This is a genomic window from Nocardioides sp. SLBN-35, from assembly GCF_006715725.1.
Lineage (GTDB): Bacteria > Actinomycetota > Actinomycetes > Propionibacteriales > Nocardioidaceae > Nocardioides.
Window position 1 is genome coordinate 65656 of record NZ_VFNU01000001.1, and the last position, 19590, is coordinate 85245.

The 19590-nt window shown below is 71.8% G+C and carries 18 protein-coding genes; 7 read left to right on the forward strand and 11 right to left on the reverse strand.

All coding sequences use genetic code 11. From position 1 onward, the window contains the following. Positions 1-124 precede the first annotated feature (124 nt). Complete coding sequence (locus FBY23_RS00335) at positions 125-673, forward strand: Uma2 family endonuclease (protein ID WP_141796333.1); 549 nt, start codon at positions 125-127, stop codon at positions 671-673. Here the strand turns inward: FBY23_RS00335 and FBY23_RS00340 are convergent. From FBY23_RS00340 to FBY23_RS00370, 7 genes are all read right to left on the reverse strand, one after another. After that, positions 662-1213, reverse strand: a complete 552-nt coding sequence (locus FBY23_RS00340; RefSeq protein WP_160158118.1) for a GNAT family N-acetyltransferase — start codon at positions 1211-1213, stop codon at positions 662-664. The genes FBY23_RS00335 and FBY23_RS00340 overlap by 12 nt on opposite strands. Then, a complete protein-coding gene (locus FBY23_RS00345) occupies positions 1210-3228 on the reverse strand; it encodes a penicillin acylase family protein (protein ID WP_141796335.1) in 2019 nt (672 codons plus the stop codon). Before FBY23_RS00345 ends, FBY23_RS00340 begins: the two co-directional genes overlap by 4 nt. Continuing rightward, positions 3225-5582, reverse strand: a complete 2358-nt coding sequence (locus FBY23_RS00350; protein ID WP_222117676.1) for a GNAT family N-acetyltransferase — start codon at positions 5580-5582, stop codon at positions 3225-3227. Before FBY23_RS00350 ends, FBY23_RS00345 begins: the two co-directional genes overlap by 4 nt. Continuing rightward, the gene (locus tag FBY23_RS00355; RefSeq protein ID WP_141796336.1) at positions 5579-6913 is read right to left on the reverse strand and encodes a lysine N(6)-hydroxylase/L-ornithine N(5)-oxygenase family protein; all 1335 of its coding nucleotides are present in this window, start codon (positions 6911-6913) and stop codon (positions 5579-5581) included. The genes FBY23_RS00350 and FBY23_RS00355 overlap by 4 nt, the downstream gene beginning before the upstream one ends. Continuing rightward, positions 6910-8370, reverse strand: coding sequence for an aspartate aminotransferase family protein (locus tag FBY23_RS00360; RefSeq protein ID WP_313901084.1), 1461 nt, complete (start codon positions 8368-8370; stop codon positions 6910-6912). The genes FBY23_RS00355 and FBY23_RS00360 overlap by 4 nt, the downstream gene beginning before the upstream one ends. A gap of 268 nt (positions 8371-8638) precedes the next feature. Beyond that, positions 8639-9211: a VOC family protein gene (locus FBY23_RS00365; protein WP_260805657.1), complete on the reverse strand. Its 573-nt coding sequence runs from the start codon at positions 9209-9211 to the stop codon at positions 8639-8641. Between the two features lie 69 nt (positions 9212-9280). Further along, the gene (locus tag FBY23_RS00370; protein WP_141796337.1) at positions 9281-10741 is read right to left on the reverse strand and encodes an alkaline phosphatase PhoX; all 1461 of its coding nucleotides are present in this window, start codon (positions 10739-10741) and stop codon (positions 9281-9283) included. 261 nt (positions 10742-11002) lie between these two features. Between FBY23_RS00370 and FBY23_RS00375 the strand changes: the two genes are divergently transcribed. The 3 genes from FBY23_RS00375 (at position 11003) to acs (ending at position 15228) form a co-directional block, all read left to right on the forward strand. Next, the gene (locus FBY23_RS00375; protein WP_141796338.1) at positions 11003-11389 is read left to right on the forward strand and encodes a DUF485 domain-containing protein; all 387 of its coding nucleotides are present in this window, start codon (positions 11003-11005) and stop codon (positions 11387-11389) included. After that, positions 11389-13029, forward strand: coding sequence for a cation acetate symporter (locus FBY23_RS00380; RefSeq protein ID WP_141796339.1), 1641 nt, complete (start codon positions 11389-11391; stop codon positions 13027-13029). Before FBY23_RS00375 ends, FBY23_RS00380 begins: the two co-directional genes overlap by 1 nt. Positions 13030-13230: 201 nt before the next feature. Then, positions 13231-15228 (forward strand): acetate--CoA ligase, encoded by a 1998-nt coding sequence (gene acs, locus FBY23_RS00385; protein WP_141796340.1) that lies wholly within the window; start codon positions 13231-13233, stop codon positions 15226-15228. 39 nt (positions 15229-15267) lie between these two features. Here acs and FBY23_RS00390 read toward each other — a convergent pair whose 3' ends face one another. Then, positions 15268-15651 (reverse strand): hypothetical protein, encoded by a 384-nt coding sequence (locus FBY23_RS00390; RefSeq protein WP_141796341.1) that lies wholly within the window; start codon positions 15649-15651, stop codon positions 15268-15270. Next, positions 15644-15817, reverse strand: a complete 174-nt coding sequence (locus tag FBY23_RS25820) for a hypothetical protein (protein ID WP_160158119.1) — start codon at positions 15815-15817, stop codon at positions 15644-15646. Before FBY23_RS25820 ends, FBY23_RS00390 begins: the two co-directional genes overlap by 8 nt. A gap of 89 nt (positions 15818-15906) precedes the next feature. On the opposite strand from FBY23_RS25820, the gene FBY23_RS00395 reads away from it, so the two are divergent. Then, on the forward strand, positions 15907-16320 hold the full coding sequence (locus FBY23_RS00395) for a pyridoxamine 5'-phosphate oxidase family protein (protein WP_174245247.1): 414 nt from the start codon (positions 15907-15909) through the stop codon (positions 16318-16320). Here the strand turns inward: FBY23_RS00395 and FBY23_RS25825 are convergent. Then, a complete protein-coding gene (locus FBY23_RS25825) occupies positions 16271-16690 on the reverse strand; it encodes a hypothetical protein (protein WP_160158120.1) in 420 nt (139 codons plus the stop codon). The genes FBY23_RS00395 and FBY23_RS25825 overlap by 50 nt on opposite strands. 64 nt (positions 16691-16754) lie before the next feature. On the opposite strand from FBY23_RS25825, the gene FBY23_RS00405 reads away from it, so the two are divergent. Continuing rightward, positions 16755-17396: a TetR/AcrR family transcriptional regulator gene (locus FBY23_RS00405; protein ID WP_160158121.1), complete on the forward strand. Its 642-nt coding sequence runs from the start codon at positions 16755-16757 to the stop codon at positions 17394-17396. Next, positions 17393-18163 carry a maleylpyruvate isomerase family mycothiol-dependent enzyme gene (locus FBY23_RS00410; protein WP_222117677.1) on the forward strand — a complete coding sequence of 257 codons (771 nt, stop codon included), beginning with the start codon at positions 17393-17395 and terminating at the stop codon, positions 18161-18163. The genes FBY23_RS00405 and FBY23_RS00410 overlap by 4 nt, the downstream gene beginning before the upstream one ends. Here FBY23_RS00410 and nhaA read toward each other — a convergent pair. Next, a complete protein-coding gene (gene nhaA, locus FBY23_RS00415; RefSeq protein ID WP_222117678.1) occupies positions 18094-19512 on the reverse strand; it encodes a Na+/H+ antiporter NhaA in 1419 nt (472 codons plus the stop codon). The two genes, FBY23_RS00410 and nhaA, sit on opposite strands and share 70 nt — an antisense overlap. Between the last annotated feature and the right edge of the window lie 78 nt (positions 19513-19590).

The window sequence follows — 19590 nt, forward strand, 5'->3', positions numbered from 1 at the left end:
ACAGCTGTGGACGGCGCGCCGGGTTTGTGTCGGACCCCTCGCACACCGTCGGGGTCGCTTCTCCATCTCGGGAGTTGCGTGCACACTGGAGGAGACCGATGTGTCGATTCGTCAGGATTCAGCGGTGGACATCGCCTACGCGGAGCGCTTCGAGCGGATCCCCATGTCCCGGGCCGAGTTCGACCAGCTGCCGGAGAAGGTCAAGGCGGAGTACGTCGACGGCGTGGCCCTAGTGAGCCCGCCGGCGCGCGGCGAGCACAACCACGTGGGCGTCAACCTCGTCGTCGTGCTGCGCCAGGCCTTCCCCGACGCCTTCTTGACCTACGAGCGAGGGCTCGAGCTTCCCACCGGGTCGCTCCGCGTCCCGGACGTCGCTCTGCAGGTCGAGCGGGACGACGAGTGGTGGTCGCCCGCGGTCCCCGTGCTGGTCGTGGAGATCCTCTCGCGATGGACCCGCGACGAGGATCTCTTCCGCAAGACCGACGACTACCGCCGATCCGGCATCGCGCACTACTGGATCGTCGACCGAGCGGCTCACACCCTCACGGTCCTAGTCAATGCGGGCGAGCACTGGGACATCGGCCTGTCGCTCACCGACGACGACCCGACCGGGTCGGTCGAGGTCGCCGACCTCGGGAGCGTCGAGCTCGACCTGACGGCGCTACTGGCCTGACGAGGCGAAGCCACGGGCGGTGGCCAGCGCCTGCTCCCGGTCCAGGAAGTAGAACTGGGCTGGCTTCTCGGAGATGCTCGTGCGCAGGTCGACGAGCGGGCCCCGGGTGCAGCCGAGCCGGTCGAGGAGCGCGACCGACGCGGCGTTGCGGGCGTCCGGCTCGAACACGATCCGGCGGCAGCCGGGCAGGTGCGCGACGAAGTCCATGGCAGCGGCGATCAGCTCGGGGGTGTGGCCGGCGCGGCGCGGGTCGTCGGCGAGGAGGTAGTGGACGCCGACGTCGCCGGGGGCGCGGTCGTACCACTCGCCGATCTCGTCGACGGCCGGGTCGTAGGTCTGGAGCAGTCCGAGGGGGTGGTCGTCGGCCAGGAGGAGGTACGCCGCCAGGTGGGCCTGGTCCTGGATGTAGCGGTAGACGAGCTCGACGTCCTCGACCGAGTGGTCGCTCATGCCCCAGAACACCGCGCGGGGCTGGGTCACCCAGGTGTGGAGCAGGACCGCGTCGGCGGCGGGGTCGACGGGACGGACGTGGACGGTCATGGCTGCTCCAGGGGGTGGGTCACGGGGAGGGTGCCGCCGGCGGCCCAGGCCGCCTGCTGGTCGTGGTGGTGCGGCGAGGCCGGATCTCCGGAGGCGCCGAGGGGCACGACCCATCGGTTGTCGCCGGCGAGGTCCCAGACCCAGCGGGCGACCGGTCCGTGCACGCAGGCGCCGGTGCCGCCGAGCGCACGAGTGGCGAGGACGCAGTCGTCGTCGCCGGAGAGGGGGAGGTACGGCGGCGCGGTGCCATCGGGTGCGGGCAGGCCGAGCTGCTGGTGCGGGGTGAGGGGTACGACGACGTGCTCGCTCCCCCACGGCGCAGGCTCCGGCTGCGTGGCGACGTGCTCGAGGCTCGTGGCGACGACCTGCAGCACGTCGACACCGAACGGCTTGTCGGCGGCGAGGATCGCGGGCAGGCACAGCCGGATCCGCCCGCGCAGGTCGAACCAGGGAGCAAACAGCTCGCCGTACGGCGAACCGTCGACGCCGGCGAGCGCGGGGGCCTCGGACAGGCCCTCGACGACGGTGGCGCGGACCCGGGCGAAGAGCGCGGCGTCGACGCTGCCGGCGGCCATCCGGCGGTCCCAGGCGAGCAGCCGGTCGCGGAGCGCGGCGGCCGGTCCGGTCAGGTCGAGGAGGGAGGAGACGGTGTCGAGCAGGGCTGCGCCCGCGGTCTGCCGGTCGTCGGCGAGGACGGCGGCGACGTCGACCGGCGTGAGCGGGCCGGCGCCGCCGAGCTCGTCGAGGAGGTCGCGGATGCGGCGGGCGCGGTGGGGCGGGGCGAAGTCGGCGCCGACCCGGTCGTACTCCGGGGTGGCGCGATCGTTGGCGGTGACCAGCACCGGCCCGGTCCGGCGCGGCAGGTCGGCGACCCAGCCGCCGGTCCAGCGGCGCTCCGCGCCGCGCTCGGGGATCCGGCCGACGACGCGGTGCTCGGTCGCGCCGTGCCGGTCGCCGACGACGAGGTTGTCGACGGGGCCGACCCAGCCGGCGAAGGCGGCGGTGACGTCGGCGGTGGTGCGGGCGCGCAGGAGCGGGAGGATCGCGTCGAGACCGAGATCGCCGAGGACGTACGACGGGGTGCGGAGGCTGAACGTCTCCGGCTCCCCCGGCCCGCCGAGGATGACGGGCCCGCGGTCGGTGACGAGCACCTCGACCTCGTGCACGTCGTACCTGTCCTCGCCGACCAGGACCCGCACCTGCTCGATCCGCCGCCCGACCGGCCCCCAGCCCGACCCGGCTCGGGCGATGACCGCGTCCCGGTGGCGGACCAGGTCCTCGGCGTACACGTCCTCGTCGTCGGCGACGGCGTTGGTGATGCCCCAGGCGACCGCGCCCGTGTGCCCGAAGTGCTGCACACCCGGTAGGCCGGCGAAGGTGAGGCCCACGACGTCGAAGGGGTCGTCGGGGTCGGTGCAGACCAGCCGGACCTGGGCGTAGCAGCCGGGCGCCTCGATCACCCGGTGCGGGTCGCCGGCGAGGATCGGCAGACCGCTGGCGGTCAGCGAGCCGTCGACGACGAGCGCGTTGCTGCCGCCGGGGAGACCCTCGGCGCGGAACAGCGGGAGCCACTCCTCGCCGGCGGTGGCGGCGAGGTGGCGGCGCCAGAGCCGGCTGGGGAAGCCGGAGAACAGCAGGTGCTGCACGGCGAACACCGCGAGCGGGGTCCACGGCTGCCAGGGTCTCGAGACAGTTGCTGCGCAACTTCCTCGACCACCGGAGAGGACCTCGTTGAGGCCCTCGACGTACGCGTCGACGAAGGCGCGGCTCTCGGGGGCGAGCGCGGCGTACGCCCGGCGGGCGAGGTCGACGAGGAGTGCCCGGCGAGCCAGGACGTCCCACTCCAGCGCGCTGTCGCCGAAGACCTCGGCGCAGGTCCCCTCCGCGCGGCGGCGTTCGACCTCGAGCTGCCAGGCCCGGTCCTGCGCGGTGGCGCGACCCTGCTCGCGGGCCACCTCGAGCACGGAACCCCCGAAGACGCTGGGGATTCCGTGCGCGTCGCGGACGATCGTCACGGCCGGGCGACCGGGTTGGCCAGGGTGCCGGCGAAGATCAGCGACTCGGCCTGGTCGGTCAGGTCCACCATCTGCAGGGTGTTGCGCAGCTGCAGCCGGTTGAGGCAGCTGTGCCGGAACTCCGGGCGGAGCAGGTCGTAGCGCGCCGCGGCCTCGGTCAGCTCGGGGTGGTCGGCGGCGTGCTCCTCGATGGTGACCCGCGCGATCGCCCAGAACTCCTCGGCCGGCAGCATCCCGTCCTCGTCGAGGATCGCGGCGACGAAGCGGAGCACGCCGTCGAAGACGTCGGTGTGTATCGCCAGCGCCTTCACGTCGTCGGGGAAGTCGCCGCGGATCCGCTCGACCTCGACCGGCAGCGCCACCCTCAGCCCATCAGGAGGGGCCATCACGGCGACCTCCTCGCCGATGTCCTTCATGAACGCGCCGACCGGGACGTGGTCGCGCAGCCGCAGCAGCAGGTTCTCTCCGTGCGGCATGAACGCCAGGTCGTAGGCGTGCAGGCAGTGCACGAGGGGGCGGAGGTAGGCCCGCAGGTAGGCCCGCACCCAGGTCGCCGCGTCGACCGGCGACGCCTTGATCCACGCGGTGACCAGTGCGTCGCCGTCGGCGTCGCGGTGCAGCAGCGCGGCCATCGTGGTCAGCTGCTCGCCGTCGGGCGTGCGTGGGACGGGGCTCTCCCGCCACAGGGCGGCGATCATCTTGCGGTACGGCGACGGGCCGGCCGTGCGGTGGAAGGCGTCTCCCGTGTAGCCGATCGCCGCCAGCTCGCGGAGCACCTCGAACCCGCACGCCCGCAGCTCGTCGTCGGCCCCCACGACCGAGGCGACCCAGTCGTTGATCGCCGGCGTCGCGGCCATGTAGGCAGGCGAGAGTCCGCGCACGAAGCCCATGTTCTGGATCGCGAGTGCGGTCTTGACGTAGTGCCGCTCGGGCCGGCTGGCGTTGAAGAACGTCCGGATCGACTGCTGCGGGCGGTGGTCGTCGTCTCCCTCGCCGAGGTGCACCAGGTCGCGGCGGGCGACGTCCGGCGCGAAGGTGACCGCCAGCTTGTGCTGCCACTGCCACGGATGGACCGGCAGGTAGAGGTAGTCCTCCTCGGCCAGGCCGAGCGCGCGCAGCCGGGCAGCGAAGCGGTCGCGGACCTCGGGTCCCAGCTCGCCGTCGTACAGCTCCGGCTCGGAGCCGTCGGCGGCCAGCGAGAGGTGGGTCAGCGTCCGGCGGGCGGCGAGCCAGTGCAGCCGGACCGGCTGCCCGGTCTCGGGCGCGTAGGCGCGGTAGTCGTCGAGGCTGAACCCGATCCGCCCGTTGTTGGCGACGAAAGCGGGGTGTCCCTCGGTCATCGCGGACTCGATCTCCTGGTAGCCCGCGTCCACGAGCGCGGCGACGGGTACCGCGCGGTGCCGCAGCTTCCAGGCACCGGCGGCGAGGGTGGCGGCGATCTCCTCGAGGTACGTCGGCAGCAGCGCGTCCGGGATCCCCAGCGTGGGCGCGAGCTCGGCGACCAGCTGCTGCGCGTCGGGGTTCGCGGGGACGCCGTCACGGACGCGCTCGATCGACACGGGGTCGACGACCCAGTGGTCGAGCAGGTGCCGCCGCGCCGCGAAGGTGTACGACGAGGGGCCGGCGTCGACCCGCCACCGCTCCTCGCCCGGGACCGGGATCGGCGCCAGCAGCCGCTCGTGCGCGAACTCCCCCAGCGCCTTGGCCACCAGGTGCCGCTGCGCGCTGTCCATCAGCTCGGGCGTGAGGTGGTCGGCGTGGTCGGTGTCGGCGCGCCCCATACGTTCTGGTCGCGATTCGGTCCATTTCCCAGCCAATTCGTAGGGGGTGCGGACCAGATCGGGGGCGTTCCAGTCATCGCGCGAACAGACCGAGAGCATCGCAGTCTTGCCCGGGAGCGGGACCTCGCGCAGCTCGACGAAGCCGGCGGCCAGGTTCTTGGCGCGGATCGGCTCGTTGCGCGCGTCCGGCTCCACGACGACGCGTCGTACCGCGGGGTCGGCGAAGCAGTGCTCCATCACCGCGTCGAAGACCGCTGTCGTGAGCCCCGGCACCGCCGGCCCGGCCGGCGGCGCGACGAGGACGTGCATGCCGAGGTCGCCGTCGCGCACCTCGGGGAGGCCGGCCAGCGGGGAGTGGGCGGGGTCGTAGGTCTCCGCGAGGAACGTCGGGCGTCCGTCGACCCGGCCCAGCCAGGCGTCGTGGTGCGGGTCGGCGGCGATGCCGGCGTACTCCTCGCGGACGTCGTCGCGGCTCGCGTCCAGCATCATCCAGTACGCCGAGCGCGGGTGCGTGACCCACGCGTGCAGGAGGTCGAGGTCGCGCTCGACGTCGAGGGGCTCGATGGTGATCACGACACGCTCCGCAGGTGGTCGGGGACGCCGAAGGTCTGGACGGCGATCCGCTTCTCGATCGGGTAGACCTCGCGGCCGAGCATGGCGGCGACGATGACCGAGTTGCGGTACGGGCCCATGCCGAGGTCGGGTGCGAGGAGGGAGTGGGTGTGCTCCTCGGCGTTCTGTACGAAGACCTCGCCGCCGGCGAGGTCGACGGAGTAGTCGGCGGCGACGTCGTAGCGGCCGCGGGCGTCGTACCGGATCCGGTCGCGGATCCCGTCGAGGAAGGCCGGCTGCGTGGGGGCATAGCCGGTGGCGAGCACCAGTCCCCCGGTCCGCAGCGAGAAGGCCTCGCCGGTCTCGGTGTGGAGCAGGTCCAGCTCGCTGCCTCCGCCGGGCGCGGGGCGGGCGCCACGCACCTCGGTGTTGGTCAGCAGCGTCGTGCTCGGTCCGACGCCGGTGACCCGCTGCTGGTAGTGCAGGTCGAAGATCGCGTCGACCAGGTCACCGCTGATCCCCTTGAACAGGTGGCGCTGCTCGCGGGCGAGCCGGTCGCGGGTGTCGATGGGCAGCGCGCGGTGGTACTCGCCGTACTCCGGCGAGGTCATCTCCAGCGTCAGCTTGGTGTACTCCATCGGGAAGAACCGCGGGCTGCGCGTGAGCCAGACCAGCTCGTAGCCGTGGTCGGGGGCCTCGGCGAGCAGGTCCTGGTAGATCTCCGCCGCGCTCTGGCCGCTGCCGACGATCGTGATCCGGTCCTGCTGCTGCAGGTCGGACTTGCGGGCGAGGTAGTCGGCGGAGTGCGTGACCGTTCCGCCGGACGTCGAGGAGGTCGCGCAGCGACCGTCACGAGACGCGACGAGCGGGCGCAGCGGCTCGGGGACCCGCGGCGAGGTGCCGATGCCGAGGACCAGGCGACGGGTCCGGTGCTGCTCTCCACCCGCAGTTCTGATGAGGTACGCCGTCCCGTCGTGCTCCACCGCCGTGACCTGCTGCCCGAACCGCACGGACGGCAGGCTCTCGGCGGCCCAGCGGCAGTAGTCGTCGTACTCCTTGCGGAGGGGGTAGAAGCTCTCGCGGATGTAGAACGGGTAGAGGTTGCCGGCCTGCTTGAGGTAGCTGAGGAAGGACCACCGCGAGGTCGGGTCGGCCATGGTGACCAGGTCGGCCAGGAACGGGACCTGGAGGGTCGCCTCGTCGAGGAGCATCCCGGGGTGCCAGTCGAAGCGGTCGCGGGCCTCCAAGAACACGCCGTCGAGGTCGGCGCTCGCGCGCAGCGGGTCGGTGAGGCAGGCCAGGCCGAGGTTGAACGGGCCCAGGCCGATGCCGACGAAGTCGTGGGTGATCACCGGGCGACCTCCAGCGCCGGCTGCTGGTGTGCCGGTGCGAGGCGGGCGCCCGTCTCCCGGACGAGGTCGAGGACCCCCGTGATGTCCTCGACCGTCGCCATCGGGTTGAGCAGGGTGAGCTTGAGGTGCTGCACCCCGTCGACCTTGGTGGCCGCGACCATCGCGCGCCCCGAGGCGTACAGCGCCTCGCGGATCGCGTTGTTGAGAGCGGCGCTCTGCTTCTCCTCCAGCGGTGGCCCGGGCGGGACGTAGCGGAAGACGAGGGTGCTCAGCTCGGGTACGGCGGCGAACGCGAGCTCGGCCTGCTCGCGCTGGGCCTCGTGGACCCGGATGGCGAGGTCGATCACCGCGTCGACGTACCGACCGACGAGGTCGGGCCCCATCGTCCGCAGCGTCACCCACAGCTTGAGCGCGTCGAAGCGGCGGGTGGTCTGCAGGCTCTTGTCGACCTGGTTCGGGTTCGTGGCCTCGCGCGGGTTGAGGTAGTCGGCGTGCCAGGTCGCCGGGCGCAGCGTCGCACGGTCGCGGACCACGATCGCGCTCGACGACACCGGCTGGAAGAAGGTCTTGTGGAAGTCGATCGTCACCGAGTCGGCGCGCTCGATCCCGCGGAGCCGGTCGCGGCGGGTGGGCGAGACGAGGAGGCCGCCGCCGTACGCCGCGTCGACGTGGAACCATGCGTCGTACGCGACCGCCAGGTCGGCGACCTGCTCGAGCGGGTCGATCGCGCCGAAGTCCGTCGTACCCGCGGTCGCGACGATCGCCATCGGCCGCAGCCCAAGGTCGGCACAGGCGGCGAGGGAACGCTCCAGCGCGGCCGGGTCCATCCGGTGCCGCTCGTCGGTCGGCACGCTGACCACGGACTCGTCGCCGAGCCCGAGGAGCCGCGCGGACTTCTGCACCGAGAAGTGGCTCTCCGCCGACGCCAGGATCCGCAGCCGCTCCGCCGGCACCCGCTCGTGGCGTCCCCGGGCGAGCAGCAGGCCCTGCAGGTTGGACTGGCTGCCGCCGCTGGTGAACACTCCGTCGGCCTCGTCGCCGAACCCGATCCGCCCGGCTGTCCACTCGATGAGCCGGCGCTCGATGAACGTCGCGCCGACGCTCTGGTCGAAGGTGTCGAGCGAGCTGTTGACCGAGGCGACGAACAGCTCGGCCAGCAGCGCCGGTACGACGACCGGGCAGTTGAGGTGCGCGGCGTACGACGGCTCGTGGAACCAGACCGCGTCGTCGAGCCACAGCCGCGAGACCTCCGCGAGCACCTGGCCCGCGTCGTCGAGCGGCCGTTCGAGGTCGACGTCGGCGACCCGCTGCCGTGCCGTCTCGGGGCGCAGGCCCGTGGCGGGCCCGGCCACCCCCTTGAGCTGGCGCAGCAGGTGGTCGAGCCCCTCGCCGAGAGTGGCGGCGTAGTGGTCGGCGTGGTCAGGGTGGAACACGTGGTGCAGCGGGAGCCGGGGCACGGCAGTACTCCTCGTCCGAGATCAGGTAAGGCTTACCTAAGCAGATCGGAAGAGGGGAGTGCCACCCCGGTCCGGGTGGCGCGCGTCACGTCCCGCTGTAACACGCTGTCCACCGCACTGGTCGACGCTTGTCAGCAGAACGGCCGCGATCTCGGGCCGTTTCCTGCTGAGAAGTGGCGGCCAGTCGCATGGACGGCGTGTTACTTCGAGTCGGCGGAGGTCGGCGTGCGACCACCCCGGACGTGACCGGCCACGAGCAGGACCGCCGCTACTCCGACCGGCTCAGCAGCTCGACCATCAGCGCCAGGTCGGCCCGCGGCCCACCGGGCGTGTCCGCGCCGTACGTCGCGATCTCGGCGTCGAGGTCGAGCGGGCGGGTGGGGGCGACGCCGGGGACCAGCTCCTCGCGCAGGCGGGAGTCGGGGACCAGCCAGGTGACCTCGAACTCGATGCCGTCGGGGTCGCGGCAGTAGAGGGCCTTGGTGCTGGCGTGGTCGGCCATGCCGGTCAGGGCGCCGGCGGCGGCGAGGCGGTCGCGGGCGGCGACCATGTCGGCGAGGGTCTCGACCTCCCACGCGAGGTGGTACAGGCCGACCGAGCCGTCGGCCGCGCGCGGGGAACGGGCCTGGAACAGGCCGAGGTCGTGGTCGTTGGCGGAGCTCTTGCCGCGGAGGAAGGCGCCGCCGGGGAAGTCGAACGGCAGCTTCTCGAAGCCGAGGACGTCGCAGTAGAACTCGACGCTGCGCTCGACGTCCGAGACGAACAGGACGGCGTGGTTCAGGCTGCGGATCGACAACGCGGCTCCCGGGGCAGGGCTGATCGCCCGGCGCGATCGGCTCACCGCGACCGTAGTCGCGGTGACGTCGCCGATGCGCCGGGCTCTCGCCCAGCGGAACCCGCCTCAGCCTGCTCAGCCGAGGTACTTCTCCCAGGGCCCGGTGATCGCGAACGTCAGCCCGGGGGTCTGCATGTTCACGAACAGCACCTTGCCGTCGTCGGAGAACGTCGGGCCGGTGAACTCGGAGTCGTTGAGCATGTTGCGGGCGATCGCCTGCGTCGGTCCGTACGGCGTCGCGGACAGCACGTGGGAGGCACCGGCGCCGTCCTCGGCGAGGACGAGCGAGCCCCAGGGGGTGACGGTGACGTTGTCGGGGCCGTCGAAGGTCAGGTCGTCGTAGCGAGCCGCGGCGCCGGAGGCGGCGGTCTTCTGGTGCGGGAAGTAGCTGACCAGCTGGATGGTCTCGTCCTGGTAGTCGTAGAACCACACCATCCCGTCGTGCGGTACGGCGTCCGCGGGCAGGTCCCCGTCGGAGAAGGCGTAGGAGTTGACGACGTACACCCCGCGGTCGGTGCCCCACACGCCCTCGAACTTCTTGCCGCGGGTGACCTCGCCGTCGGCGAGCTGCTTGCGGGTCGAGACCGTGCGCGCGTCGCGGTCCGGAACAGCCTTCCAGCGGACCGGGAACGGCAGGCCGAGCTGCGCGGAGGTGAGATAGGCGACGTCGGGGAGCACCGAGCCGTCGGGCATCAGGATCTGCATGGCCTCGAGCACGCCGGCGTCGTCGGCGAGGCGGTCGGCGAGGTTCGGGCCGAGCTCGACGCCGCGCGGGGCGGTCCAGCGGTAGAAGAGGCCGTTCGGGCCCGACGCGTCCTCGGAGAGGAACACGTGCTTGCGGGCCCGGTCGACAGCGAGCGCCTCGTGGGCGTAGCGCCCGAACGCCTTGATCGGCTTGGGGTTGGTGCGGCCGTCGTGGAAGACCTCGAAGACGTAGCCGTGGTCCTTGGCGTAGGTGCCGCTCTTGCCGTTGCCGCTCCAGGCCTTGCCCGCGCGGTCCTCGGTCTCCTCGCAGGTCAGCCAGGTGCCCCACGGCGTCGGGCCGCCGGCGCAGTTGGTCGACGTACCGGAGATGCCGACGGTCTCGCCGAGGTTGCGGCCCCGGTCGTCGGTGCGGATCACGGTGCAGCCGCCGGCGTCGACCGCGCCCTCGTCGTACACCGTGCCGTCGATGTGCGGTACGCCGAGCGACGAGCCGGCCTTCAGCTCGTGGTTCTGGATCAGGCGGTAGCGGCCGCGGCCGGCCGAGAAGGCGGCGGTGCCGTCGTGCGCGTTGGGGGTGAGTCCACCCTCATCGAGGCGGGTGACGCCGGCGCGGGTGACGATCGCGTACGAGAAGCCGGCAGGTAGCGCGAGCAGGCCGTCGGGGTCGTCCTTCAGCGGCGGGAACGGCGTGGCGCCGCGACCGCGGCCACGGCCCCGGTCGTCGTCGCCACGACCGGGCGTGGCCTGGGCGAGGGAGGGCATGGCGCCGGTGACGGCGAAGCCGACGCCGGCGGCACCGCCGGCGAGCATGGTGCGGCGAGAAGCGGTCATCGTGAGTGCTCTTTCGGTGAGGCGGGTGATCGGGCGAGAAGAGGCCCAACCGCCCCAGCCAACTGCGTCCCGGTGGCCCCCTGTTGTCGCCGAGATGAACACCCGAGGCCGACCGTTCGTCGCGCCGTACCGACCGCTGGTCGACAAGCCGGACCCACTGGGCGCGCAGCCGGACCGCACCCCTCCCGCGCCCCGCACCTGCGCTCCTAGCGTCGGAGACAGCCCGTGACGCCCGTCACATCACACCCGAGGAGGCCCGTCGTGACGTCCGACATCTCGTCCCATGACCCCCGTGGCGCCGCAGCACGCCATGATCCCGTGTACGACGAGCTCCACGCCTCGCCGGAGTTCGCGGAGCTGAAGCGCCGCTACCGGGGCTTCGCGTTCCCCGCGACCGCGGCCTTCCTCGTCTGGTACCTCACCTACGTCGTGCTCTCGATGTGGGCCACCGACTTCATGAGCACCAAGGTCGTCGGCAACATCAACGTCGCCCTCGTCCTCGGCCTGCTGCAGTTCGCGACGACCTTCCTGCTGGCCTGGCTCTACAGCAGCTACTCGACGAAGAAGCTCGACCCGCTCGCCCGCGAGCTCGACGAGCGCTTCGTGTCCCTGGCCGGCAAGGCCTCCCACGGCAGGAGCGAGCACTGATGGACCACCAGGTACTCACCGCGGGCCTGTTCCTCGCGGTCGTCGCACTGACCCTCTTCATCACGATCCGGGCCAGCCGCCAGACCAGCGGCGCCGCGGACTTCTACGCCGGCGGCCGATCGTTCTCCGGCTTCCAGAACGGCCTCGCGATCGGCGGCGACTACATGTCGGCCGCGTCCTTCCTCGGCATCTCCGGCGCCATCGCGCTCGCCGGGTACGACGGCTTCCTCTACTCGATCGGCTTCCTCGTCGCCTGGCTGGTGGCCCTGCTGCTGGTGGCGGAGATGCTGCGCAACTCGGGCCGCTACACGATGGCGGACCAGCTGGCGTACCGGATGAAGCAGCGCCCCGTCCGTACCGCGGCAGCGACCTCCACGGTCGTCGTGTCGATCTTCTACCTGCTCGCGCAGATGGTCGGCGCCGGCAGCCTGGTCGTGCTGCTCCTCGGCATCGACAAGGAGAACACCCTCGCGATCAGCGCGGTCATCGCCGGTGTCGGCGCGCTGATGATCGTCTACGTCACGGTCGGCGGCATGAAGGGCACCACCTGGGTGCAGATCGTCAAGGCCGTGCTGCTGATGATCGGCTCGGCGCTGATCGTGGTGCTGGTGCTGGCGAAGTTCGACTTCAACCTCTCCGACCTGCTCGGCGCCGCCCAGGCCAACTCGGGCAAGGAGGGCTTCTTGGAGCCTGGCCTGAAGTACGGCATCGACATGACCCACAAGCTCGACTTCCTGAGCCTGGGCCTGGCCCTGGTCCTCGGCACCGCCGGCCTGCCGCACATCCTGGTCCGCTTCTACACCGTCCCGACCTCGCGTGACGCGCGGAAGTCGGTGCTGTGGGCGATCGGCCTGATCGGCGTCTTCTACCTGTTCACGCTGGTCCTCGGCTTCGGTGCCGCGGCCCTGCTCAACACCGGCGTCGGCAGCGACGTCGCCTCCAGCGAGGGCAACCTGGCCTCGCCGCTCCTCGCCGAGGCGGTCGGCGGCGGTGCCGGCTCGACCGGCGGCGCGATCCTGCTCGCCCTGATCTCCGCGGTCGCCTTCGCGACCATCCTCGCGGTGGTCGCCGGCCTGACCCTGACGTCGTCCACCTCGGTGGCGCACGACATCTACAACTCGGTCATCCGCAAGGGCCAGGCGACCGAGGCGGAGGAGATCAAGGTGACGCGGTACGCCGCGGCCGGCCTCGGCATCGTCGCGATCCTGCTGGCCATCCCGGCCCGCAACCTGAACATCGCGTTCCTCGTGGCGCTCGCGTTCGCGGTGGCGGCCTCGGCCAACCTGCCGTCGATCGTCTACAACATGTTCTGGAAGCGCTTCAACACCCGCGGCGCCACCTGGAGCATCTACGGCGGCCTCATCTCCGCCATCACGCTGGTGTTCTTCTCGCCGGTCGTCTCCGGCAAGACGGCGGTCACGCCCGACGGCGAGACGATCAGCAAGGCGCTGTTCCCGCTGGGCGTGGACTTCCACTGGTTCCCGCTCGAGAACCCGGGCCTGCTGTCGATCCCGCTCGGCTTCTTCTTCGGCTGGCTCGGCACCGTCACCTCGAAGGAGCCGGCCGCGGAGGAGCGGTTCACCGAGCTCGAGGTGCGCGCCCTCACCGGCGCGGGCGCCGAGCAGGCCGTCCAGCACTGACCGACCGCGACGGGCGGCCCGCCCTTGTAACTAAGTGTTACAGCTCGAAAACCGGTGCCACAGCACCCGGGTAGTAGCAGTAACACGTAGTTACAAGCGGCGGGCCGTCTCACATGGCAACCCCCGTGCAACCCCTGGTGACCACACTTCTCATGGGTCCTAATGTGACCCGTGGCACCCGATTCGATCAGGAGACAAACCGTGAGCGACCAGAACGCCCCTTCCTCGACTGACCAGACCCTGGCCAACCTGCTGAAGGAAGACCGGCGTTTCGAGCCGCCGGCCGAGCTGGCCGCGAACGCCAACGTCACGGCCGAGGCGTACGCCGCAGCGTCGGCCGACCGCGAGGGCTTCTGGGCCGAGCAGGCCGAGCGGCTGTCGTGGGACACCAAGTGGGACCGGGTCCTCGACTGGGACAACCCGCCCTTCGCGAAGTGGTACGTCGGCGGGAAGCTGAACGCGGCGTACAACTGCGTCGACCGTCACGTCGAGGCCGGCCGCGGTGACAAGGTCGCCATCCACTGGGTCGGCGAGCCCGAGGGCGACACCCGCGACATCACCTACGCGCAGCTCAAGGACGAGGTCTCGAAGGCGGCCAACGCGCTGACCGACCTCGGCGTCGGCAAGGGCGACCGGGTCGCGATCTACCTGCCGATGATCCCCGAGGCCGTCGTCACGATGCTGGCCTGCGCCCGGATCGGCGCCCCCCACACGGTCGTGTTCGGCGGCTTCTCCGCCGACGCGCTGGCCTCACGCCTCGACGACTGCCAGGCCAAGGTCGTCGTCACCGCCGACGGCGGCTACCGCCGCGGCACCGCCTCCGCGCTCAAGCCGGCCGTCGACGAGGCCCGCACCAAGACCGACGTGGTCGAGAAGGTGCTCGTGGTCCGTCGTACCGGCCAGGACCTGGGTGAGGGCTCCTGGGACGACGCGGTCGACGTGTGGTGGCACGACGCCGTCGACGGCGCCTCCGCCGAGCACACGCCGGAGGCCTTCGACGCCGAGCACCCGCTCTACGTCATGTACACCTCCGGCACGACCGGCAAGCCCAAGGGGATCCTGCACACCACGGGCGGCTACCTGACCGGCGCGGCGTACACCCACAACGCGGTGTTCGACCTCAAGCCCGAGACCGACGTCTACTGGTGCACCGCGGACATCGGCTGGGTGACCGGCCACTCCTACATCGTCTACGGGCCGCTCGCCAACGGCGTCACGCAGGTGCTCTACGAGGGCACGCCCGACGCCCCCGGCCCGGGCCGCTGGTGGAAGATCATCCAGGACTACGGCGTGACGCTGTTCTACACGGCGCCGACGGCGATCCGCTCGTTCATGAAGCAGGGCAACGAGGTCCCCGACCAGTACGACATGTCCTCCCTGCGGATCCTCGGCTCGGTCGGCGAGCCGATCAACCCGGAGGCCTATGTCTGGTACCGCCACGTCATCGGCGGCGACCGCACCCCGGTCGTCGACACCTGGTGGCAGACCGAGACCGGCGCGATCATGATCTCCCCGCTGCCCGGCGTGACCGCCGGCAAGCCGGGCTCGGCGATGACCGCGATCCCCGGCATCGAGGCCGACGTCGTCGACGACGAGGGTCACCCGGTGCCCAACGGCTCGGGCGGCTACCTCGTCGTCACCTCGCCGTGGCCCTCCATGCTGCGCACCATCTGGGGCGACGACGACCGCTACGTCGACACGTACTGGTCGCGCTTCAAGAAGGAGGGCTACTACTTCGCCGGTGACGGCGCGAAGAAGGACGACGACGGGGACATCTGGGTCCTCGGCCGGGTCGACGACGTCATGAACGTCTCCGGCCACCGCCTCTCGACCACCGAGATCGAGTCCGCCCTCGTGTCGCACCCCAAGGTCGCCGAGGCCGCCGTCGTCGGCGCGACCGACCCCGACACCGGCCAGGCCGTCGTCGCCTACGTCATCCTCCGCAACGAGGCAGGCGACGGTGGACCGGACATCGTCAAGGAGCTGAGCGACCACGTCCGCAAGGAGATCGGCCCGATCGCCAAGCCGCGCCAGATCATGATCGTCCCCGAGCTGCCCAAGACCCGCTCGGGCAAGATCATGCGCCGCCTGCTGCGCGACGTCGCCGAGGGCCGCTCCGTCGGCGACACCCAGACCCTGGCCGACGCCTCGATCATGGACCTGATCTCCGCCGGCCAGGCCACCTCGACGGAGGACTGAGCCTGCGGCCGCGCGTCCGCCCCGCGCGTCCGGTCGGGATCAGTCCCGGCCGGACGTGCGGAGCGCGGCCAGCGCGGCGGCGTACGGGTCCGCGCTCTGCTGGACGCGGCTGCCCTCGCGCAGCAGCACGACGTGGAGGCCCTGGCTGTCGACCGGGATCCGCGCCGCCAGGTAGGCGTGCTCCCACCACAGCACGATCTCGAGGCCCGCTGCGTACGCCGGCTCGGCCATCGCGGTCGTGGTGAGGAACCGGGGCCGCTGGGCCAGCCCACCGAGGGCTGCGACCTTGGCCCGGACCTCCTTGAACGACTGCACCGGCTTGGCGCCGGCCGCGAAGACCTCCGCGAACACGCGCGCCGCGGCCACCGCCGCTCCGTCGCCGAAGAGGCGGTCGAGGCCGGCGGAGGCGTCCGGCTCAACCATCGTGGCTGACCTGGCCCTCCAGCTCCGCGACCCGTGCCTCGAGCGCTCGGATCCGGTCGTAGAGATCGACCAGCGTGACGCCGTTGGCGACGACGCCTGAGCGATTCCAGTGACGACGGACGTAGTCTTCGCGAGTCTCGCCCGCATTCTGGCGAAAGATGCCCATCGCGTTCTCCCGAGTGTCTGGATGGATCGTCACAGGTCGCCTGCATCATCGCACCCGGGTGGAAGTCCAAGGAGGAACCTGCCTTGCCCGTGCTGCACCCCGTCGTCTGGACCGCGCTCCCGCAACCGCTCGTCGAGTTCTGGACCGAGCGCCACCTCTGCACGCTGAGCACCCTCGACCGCGACGGCGCCCCGCACGCCGTGGCCGTCGGTGCCGTGCTCGACCGGGAGCTCGAGTGCGCCTGGGTGATCACCGACGGCGGCTCCCAGAAGGCCGCCAACCTGCGTCGCGACGGCCGGCTCGCCGTCAGCCAGGTCGACGGTGCGCGGTGGTCGACGATCATCGGCACCGCCGAGGTGCTGAGCGACGCCGCATCGGTCGAGCGCGCCTGCGCGCAGTACGCCGCCCGCTACCGCACCCCGCGCCCCAACCCGAACCGGGTGGCGCTGCGGATCAGCGTGACGAGGTTCCTGGGGTCGTCGCAGGTGCTGCCTCGGGGCTGAGCCGGCCGGAGAGCCGGTCCTGCCGGCGCAGGTACTGCTCGGTGAGGACGAGCCCGGCGAGCACGCCGCCCAGGTAGAGCACCAAGCCTTCGATCGAGTAGGCCGGCTCATCGGTCACCAGTTCCTCACGCGAGAGGAGCACGACGCCAACGCCGATGCACGCGAACACTGCCGGGACGGTCAGCCGAGCAACCAGGTCGCGGCGGACGAGCAGCTGCCACACAGCCCCGAGGACCAGCCCGGCCAGAGCGAACGGCAGCCGGTCGGCGCCGAAGAGCACCTGCCCGGCGCTGCCGAACCCGAGCCCGAATGTCGGCAGCATCCATACCCAGCCCCGGCGGGCCATCCGGTCGAGCGCGCGTCCTTCCATTCGCGCATCCTCCCTCACATCGCACCCCTTGACAGCCGGTCCGCCGAGGCGCATTCTCCTAATCATGGTAGGCAATCCGACTCGCAATAGGATCGCCGAACGACGTGCGGCAACTCGCCGGGAGATCCTCGACGCCGCCTGGGCGCAGGCCCGGGAGGTCGGGATCGCGAGCATCACGCTGCGCGACATCGCGCGGGCGGTGGGGATGCAGCCGCCGTCGCTGTACTCCCACTTCGACTCCAAGAACGCCGTCTACGACGCGATGTACGGCGAGGCGTGGGCGCAGTTCGAGGCGCACGCGGCCCGCGAGCTCCAGGCCCTCCCGGCGGACCCGCGGGCGGCCCTGCGGCACATGGCCGGCGTCTTCTTCGACTACGCGGTGGCCGACCTGGCCCGGCACCAGCTGATGAACCAGCGGACCATCCCGGGCTTCGAGCCGACCCCGGAGTCCTACGCGCCCGCCGTCCGGGTCCTCGACCAGGGCGTGACCTTCCTGACCGGCCTGGGCGTCTCGGACCGGGCCGACATCGACATCTACATCTCCCTGATCGGCGGGCTGATCGACCAGCAGCTCGCCAACGACCCGGGTGGGGACCGCTTCTCGCGGCTGCTCGACCGGGCCATCGACATGTTCGCGGACGCCGTCGGACTGTCACCGCTCCCCGAGAACCGCACGACCCGCCGGAAGGCAGGTACCCAGAGATGAGCACCACCGTGAAGGACCGCCGGACCCCGCGCCGGCCCGCACTGGACCGCAGCACTGCCATGGCCCTCGCTGCCGACGAGTACCAGAGGTACGCCGACGCCGTCGCCGCCCTCGACGCGGACGCATGGGTACGACCCACCGCCTGCACGCTGTGGGACGTGCGCCAGATGACGGCCCACGTCGTCGGCATGGCCGAGATGGCCGCCGGGATCCGCGAGGGCGCGCGGCAGCGCCGGATCGCCGGCAAGGACGCGGCGGCGAAGGGGATCGCGTTCCTCGACGCGCTGACCGACGTCCAGGTCCGGGAGCGGGCCGATCACAGCCCGGCCCGGCTCGTCGAGGACGTGCGCGGGGTCGGCCCGCGGGCGGTCCGCGGCCGTCGGATGGTCCCCGGATTCCTCCGCCGCCGCGACATGGGGATGCCGCAGGAGGTGCAGGGCGTCGAGGAGAGCTGGACGCTGGGCTACCTCGTCGACGTGATCCTGACCCGCGACACCTGGATGCACCGCAGCGACCTCGCCGAGGCCACCGGCACCACGATGGCGCTCACGCCCGGGCACGACGGGGTCATCGTCGCCGACGTGGTGGCGGAGTGGGCGGGGCGGCACGGCCGGCCGTACCGGCTCACGCTCACCGGCCCCGCCGGCGGCGCGTGGTCGTCCGGGGACGCCGGTGAGGAGCTCGAGCTCGACGCCGTTCAGTTCTGCCGGGTGCTGTCCGGCAGGGGCTCCGGCGAGGGACTGCTGGCGACCGCCGTCCCGTTCTGACCCGCCGGCCGCCCGCTCAGCAGCAGGAGGACGACGCCGACCACGGCGGCGAGCACCGACGCCAGCAGGATGCCGACCTTGGCCTCCGCGGTGAGCAGCTCGGAGCCGGGGAAGGACAACCCGGCGATGAACAGCGAGACGGTGAAGCCGATGCCGGCGACCGTGCCGATGCCGACGACCTGCGGCCACGAGGTGCCCTCGGGCATCCGGCCGATGCCGAGGCGGATCGCGATGAAGCAGGCGAGAGTGATGCCGAGCGGCTTGCCGAGCACCAGGCCGGCGGCGATGCCGAGCGCGACCGGCGCCCGCAGCGCGTCGCCGAGGACGCCGTCACCGAGCGCGACACCGGCGTTGGCGAGGGCGAACACCGGCAGCACGACGTACGACGACAGCGGGTGCAGCTTCGTCTGCAGTCGTTCGACGACGGGCACGGACTCGCCGATGAGGAAGCGCAGCCGGTGCAGCTCCTCGGCGTCGAGCTCGTTGTCGCGCAGCCCCTCGACGGCGTACTCCGTGGCCACCGAGGGCCGCAGCAGCGCGACGGCCGGGGTGAGCAGGCCGACCGCGACGCCGGCGAGCGTGGCGTGCACGCCGGACTGGAGCAGCGCGAACCAGACGGCGAGGCCGAGGGCGGCGTAGACCGGGATCGCCCAGACCCGGGCGGCGCGGAGCGCCGCCATCACCGCGAGCAGCGCGAGCGCGGCGCCCAGCCAGCCGAGCGAGAGGTCGTCGGTGTAGAAGACCGCGATCACCAGGATCGCGCCGATGTCGTCGACGATCGCGAGGGTGAGCAGGAACAGCCGCGCCGCGGAGGGGATCCGCGGCCCGAGCAGCCCGAGCACGCCGACCGCGAAGGCGATGTCGGTGGCCATCGGGATGCCCCAACCGGCCGCGCCGTCGCCGCCACCGACGACGGCGGCGTAGATCAGCGCCGGGACCGCCATGCCGCCGATCGCGGCGACGATCGGCAATGCGGCGGTGCGCGGGTCGCGCAGGTCGCCGTGGACCAGCTCGTACTTGATCTCCAGGCCCACGACGAAGAAGAAGATCGTCATCAGCCCGTCGTTGACCCAGTGCTGCAGCGACTCCTCGATGCGCCAGTCACCGATCTCGAGTGCGATCGGCGTGTGCCAGAAGTGGTCGTACGCCGACGCCCAGCCGTCGAACGGCAGGTTCACCCACAGCAGCGCGACCACGGTGGCCGCGAGCAGCAGCACCGAGCCCGCCGACTCGACGTGGAGGAACTCCCGCAGCGGGCGGGCGACGTACCGCGCCAGGGGGCGTTCGCTCGCCGTCCAGACGGGGCCGCGGCGCCAGAGGTCGTCGGGGTGGTGCTGGGGCTCGGACACGGAGTGGTCTCCTGGAGTCGTGCGGGCAGGGGCGTTCACATGCCGACCAGACTTCCCGGCTCACCTGTAGTGATCCTA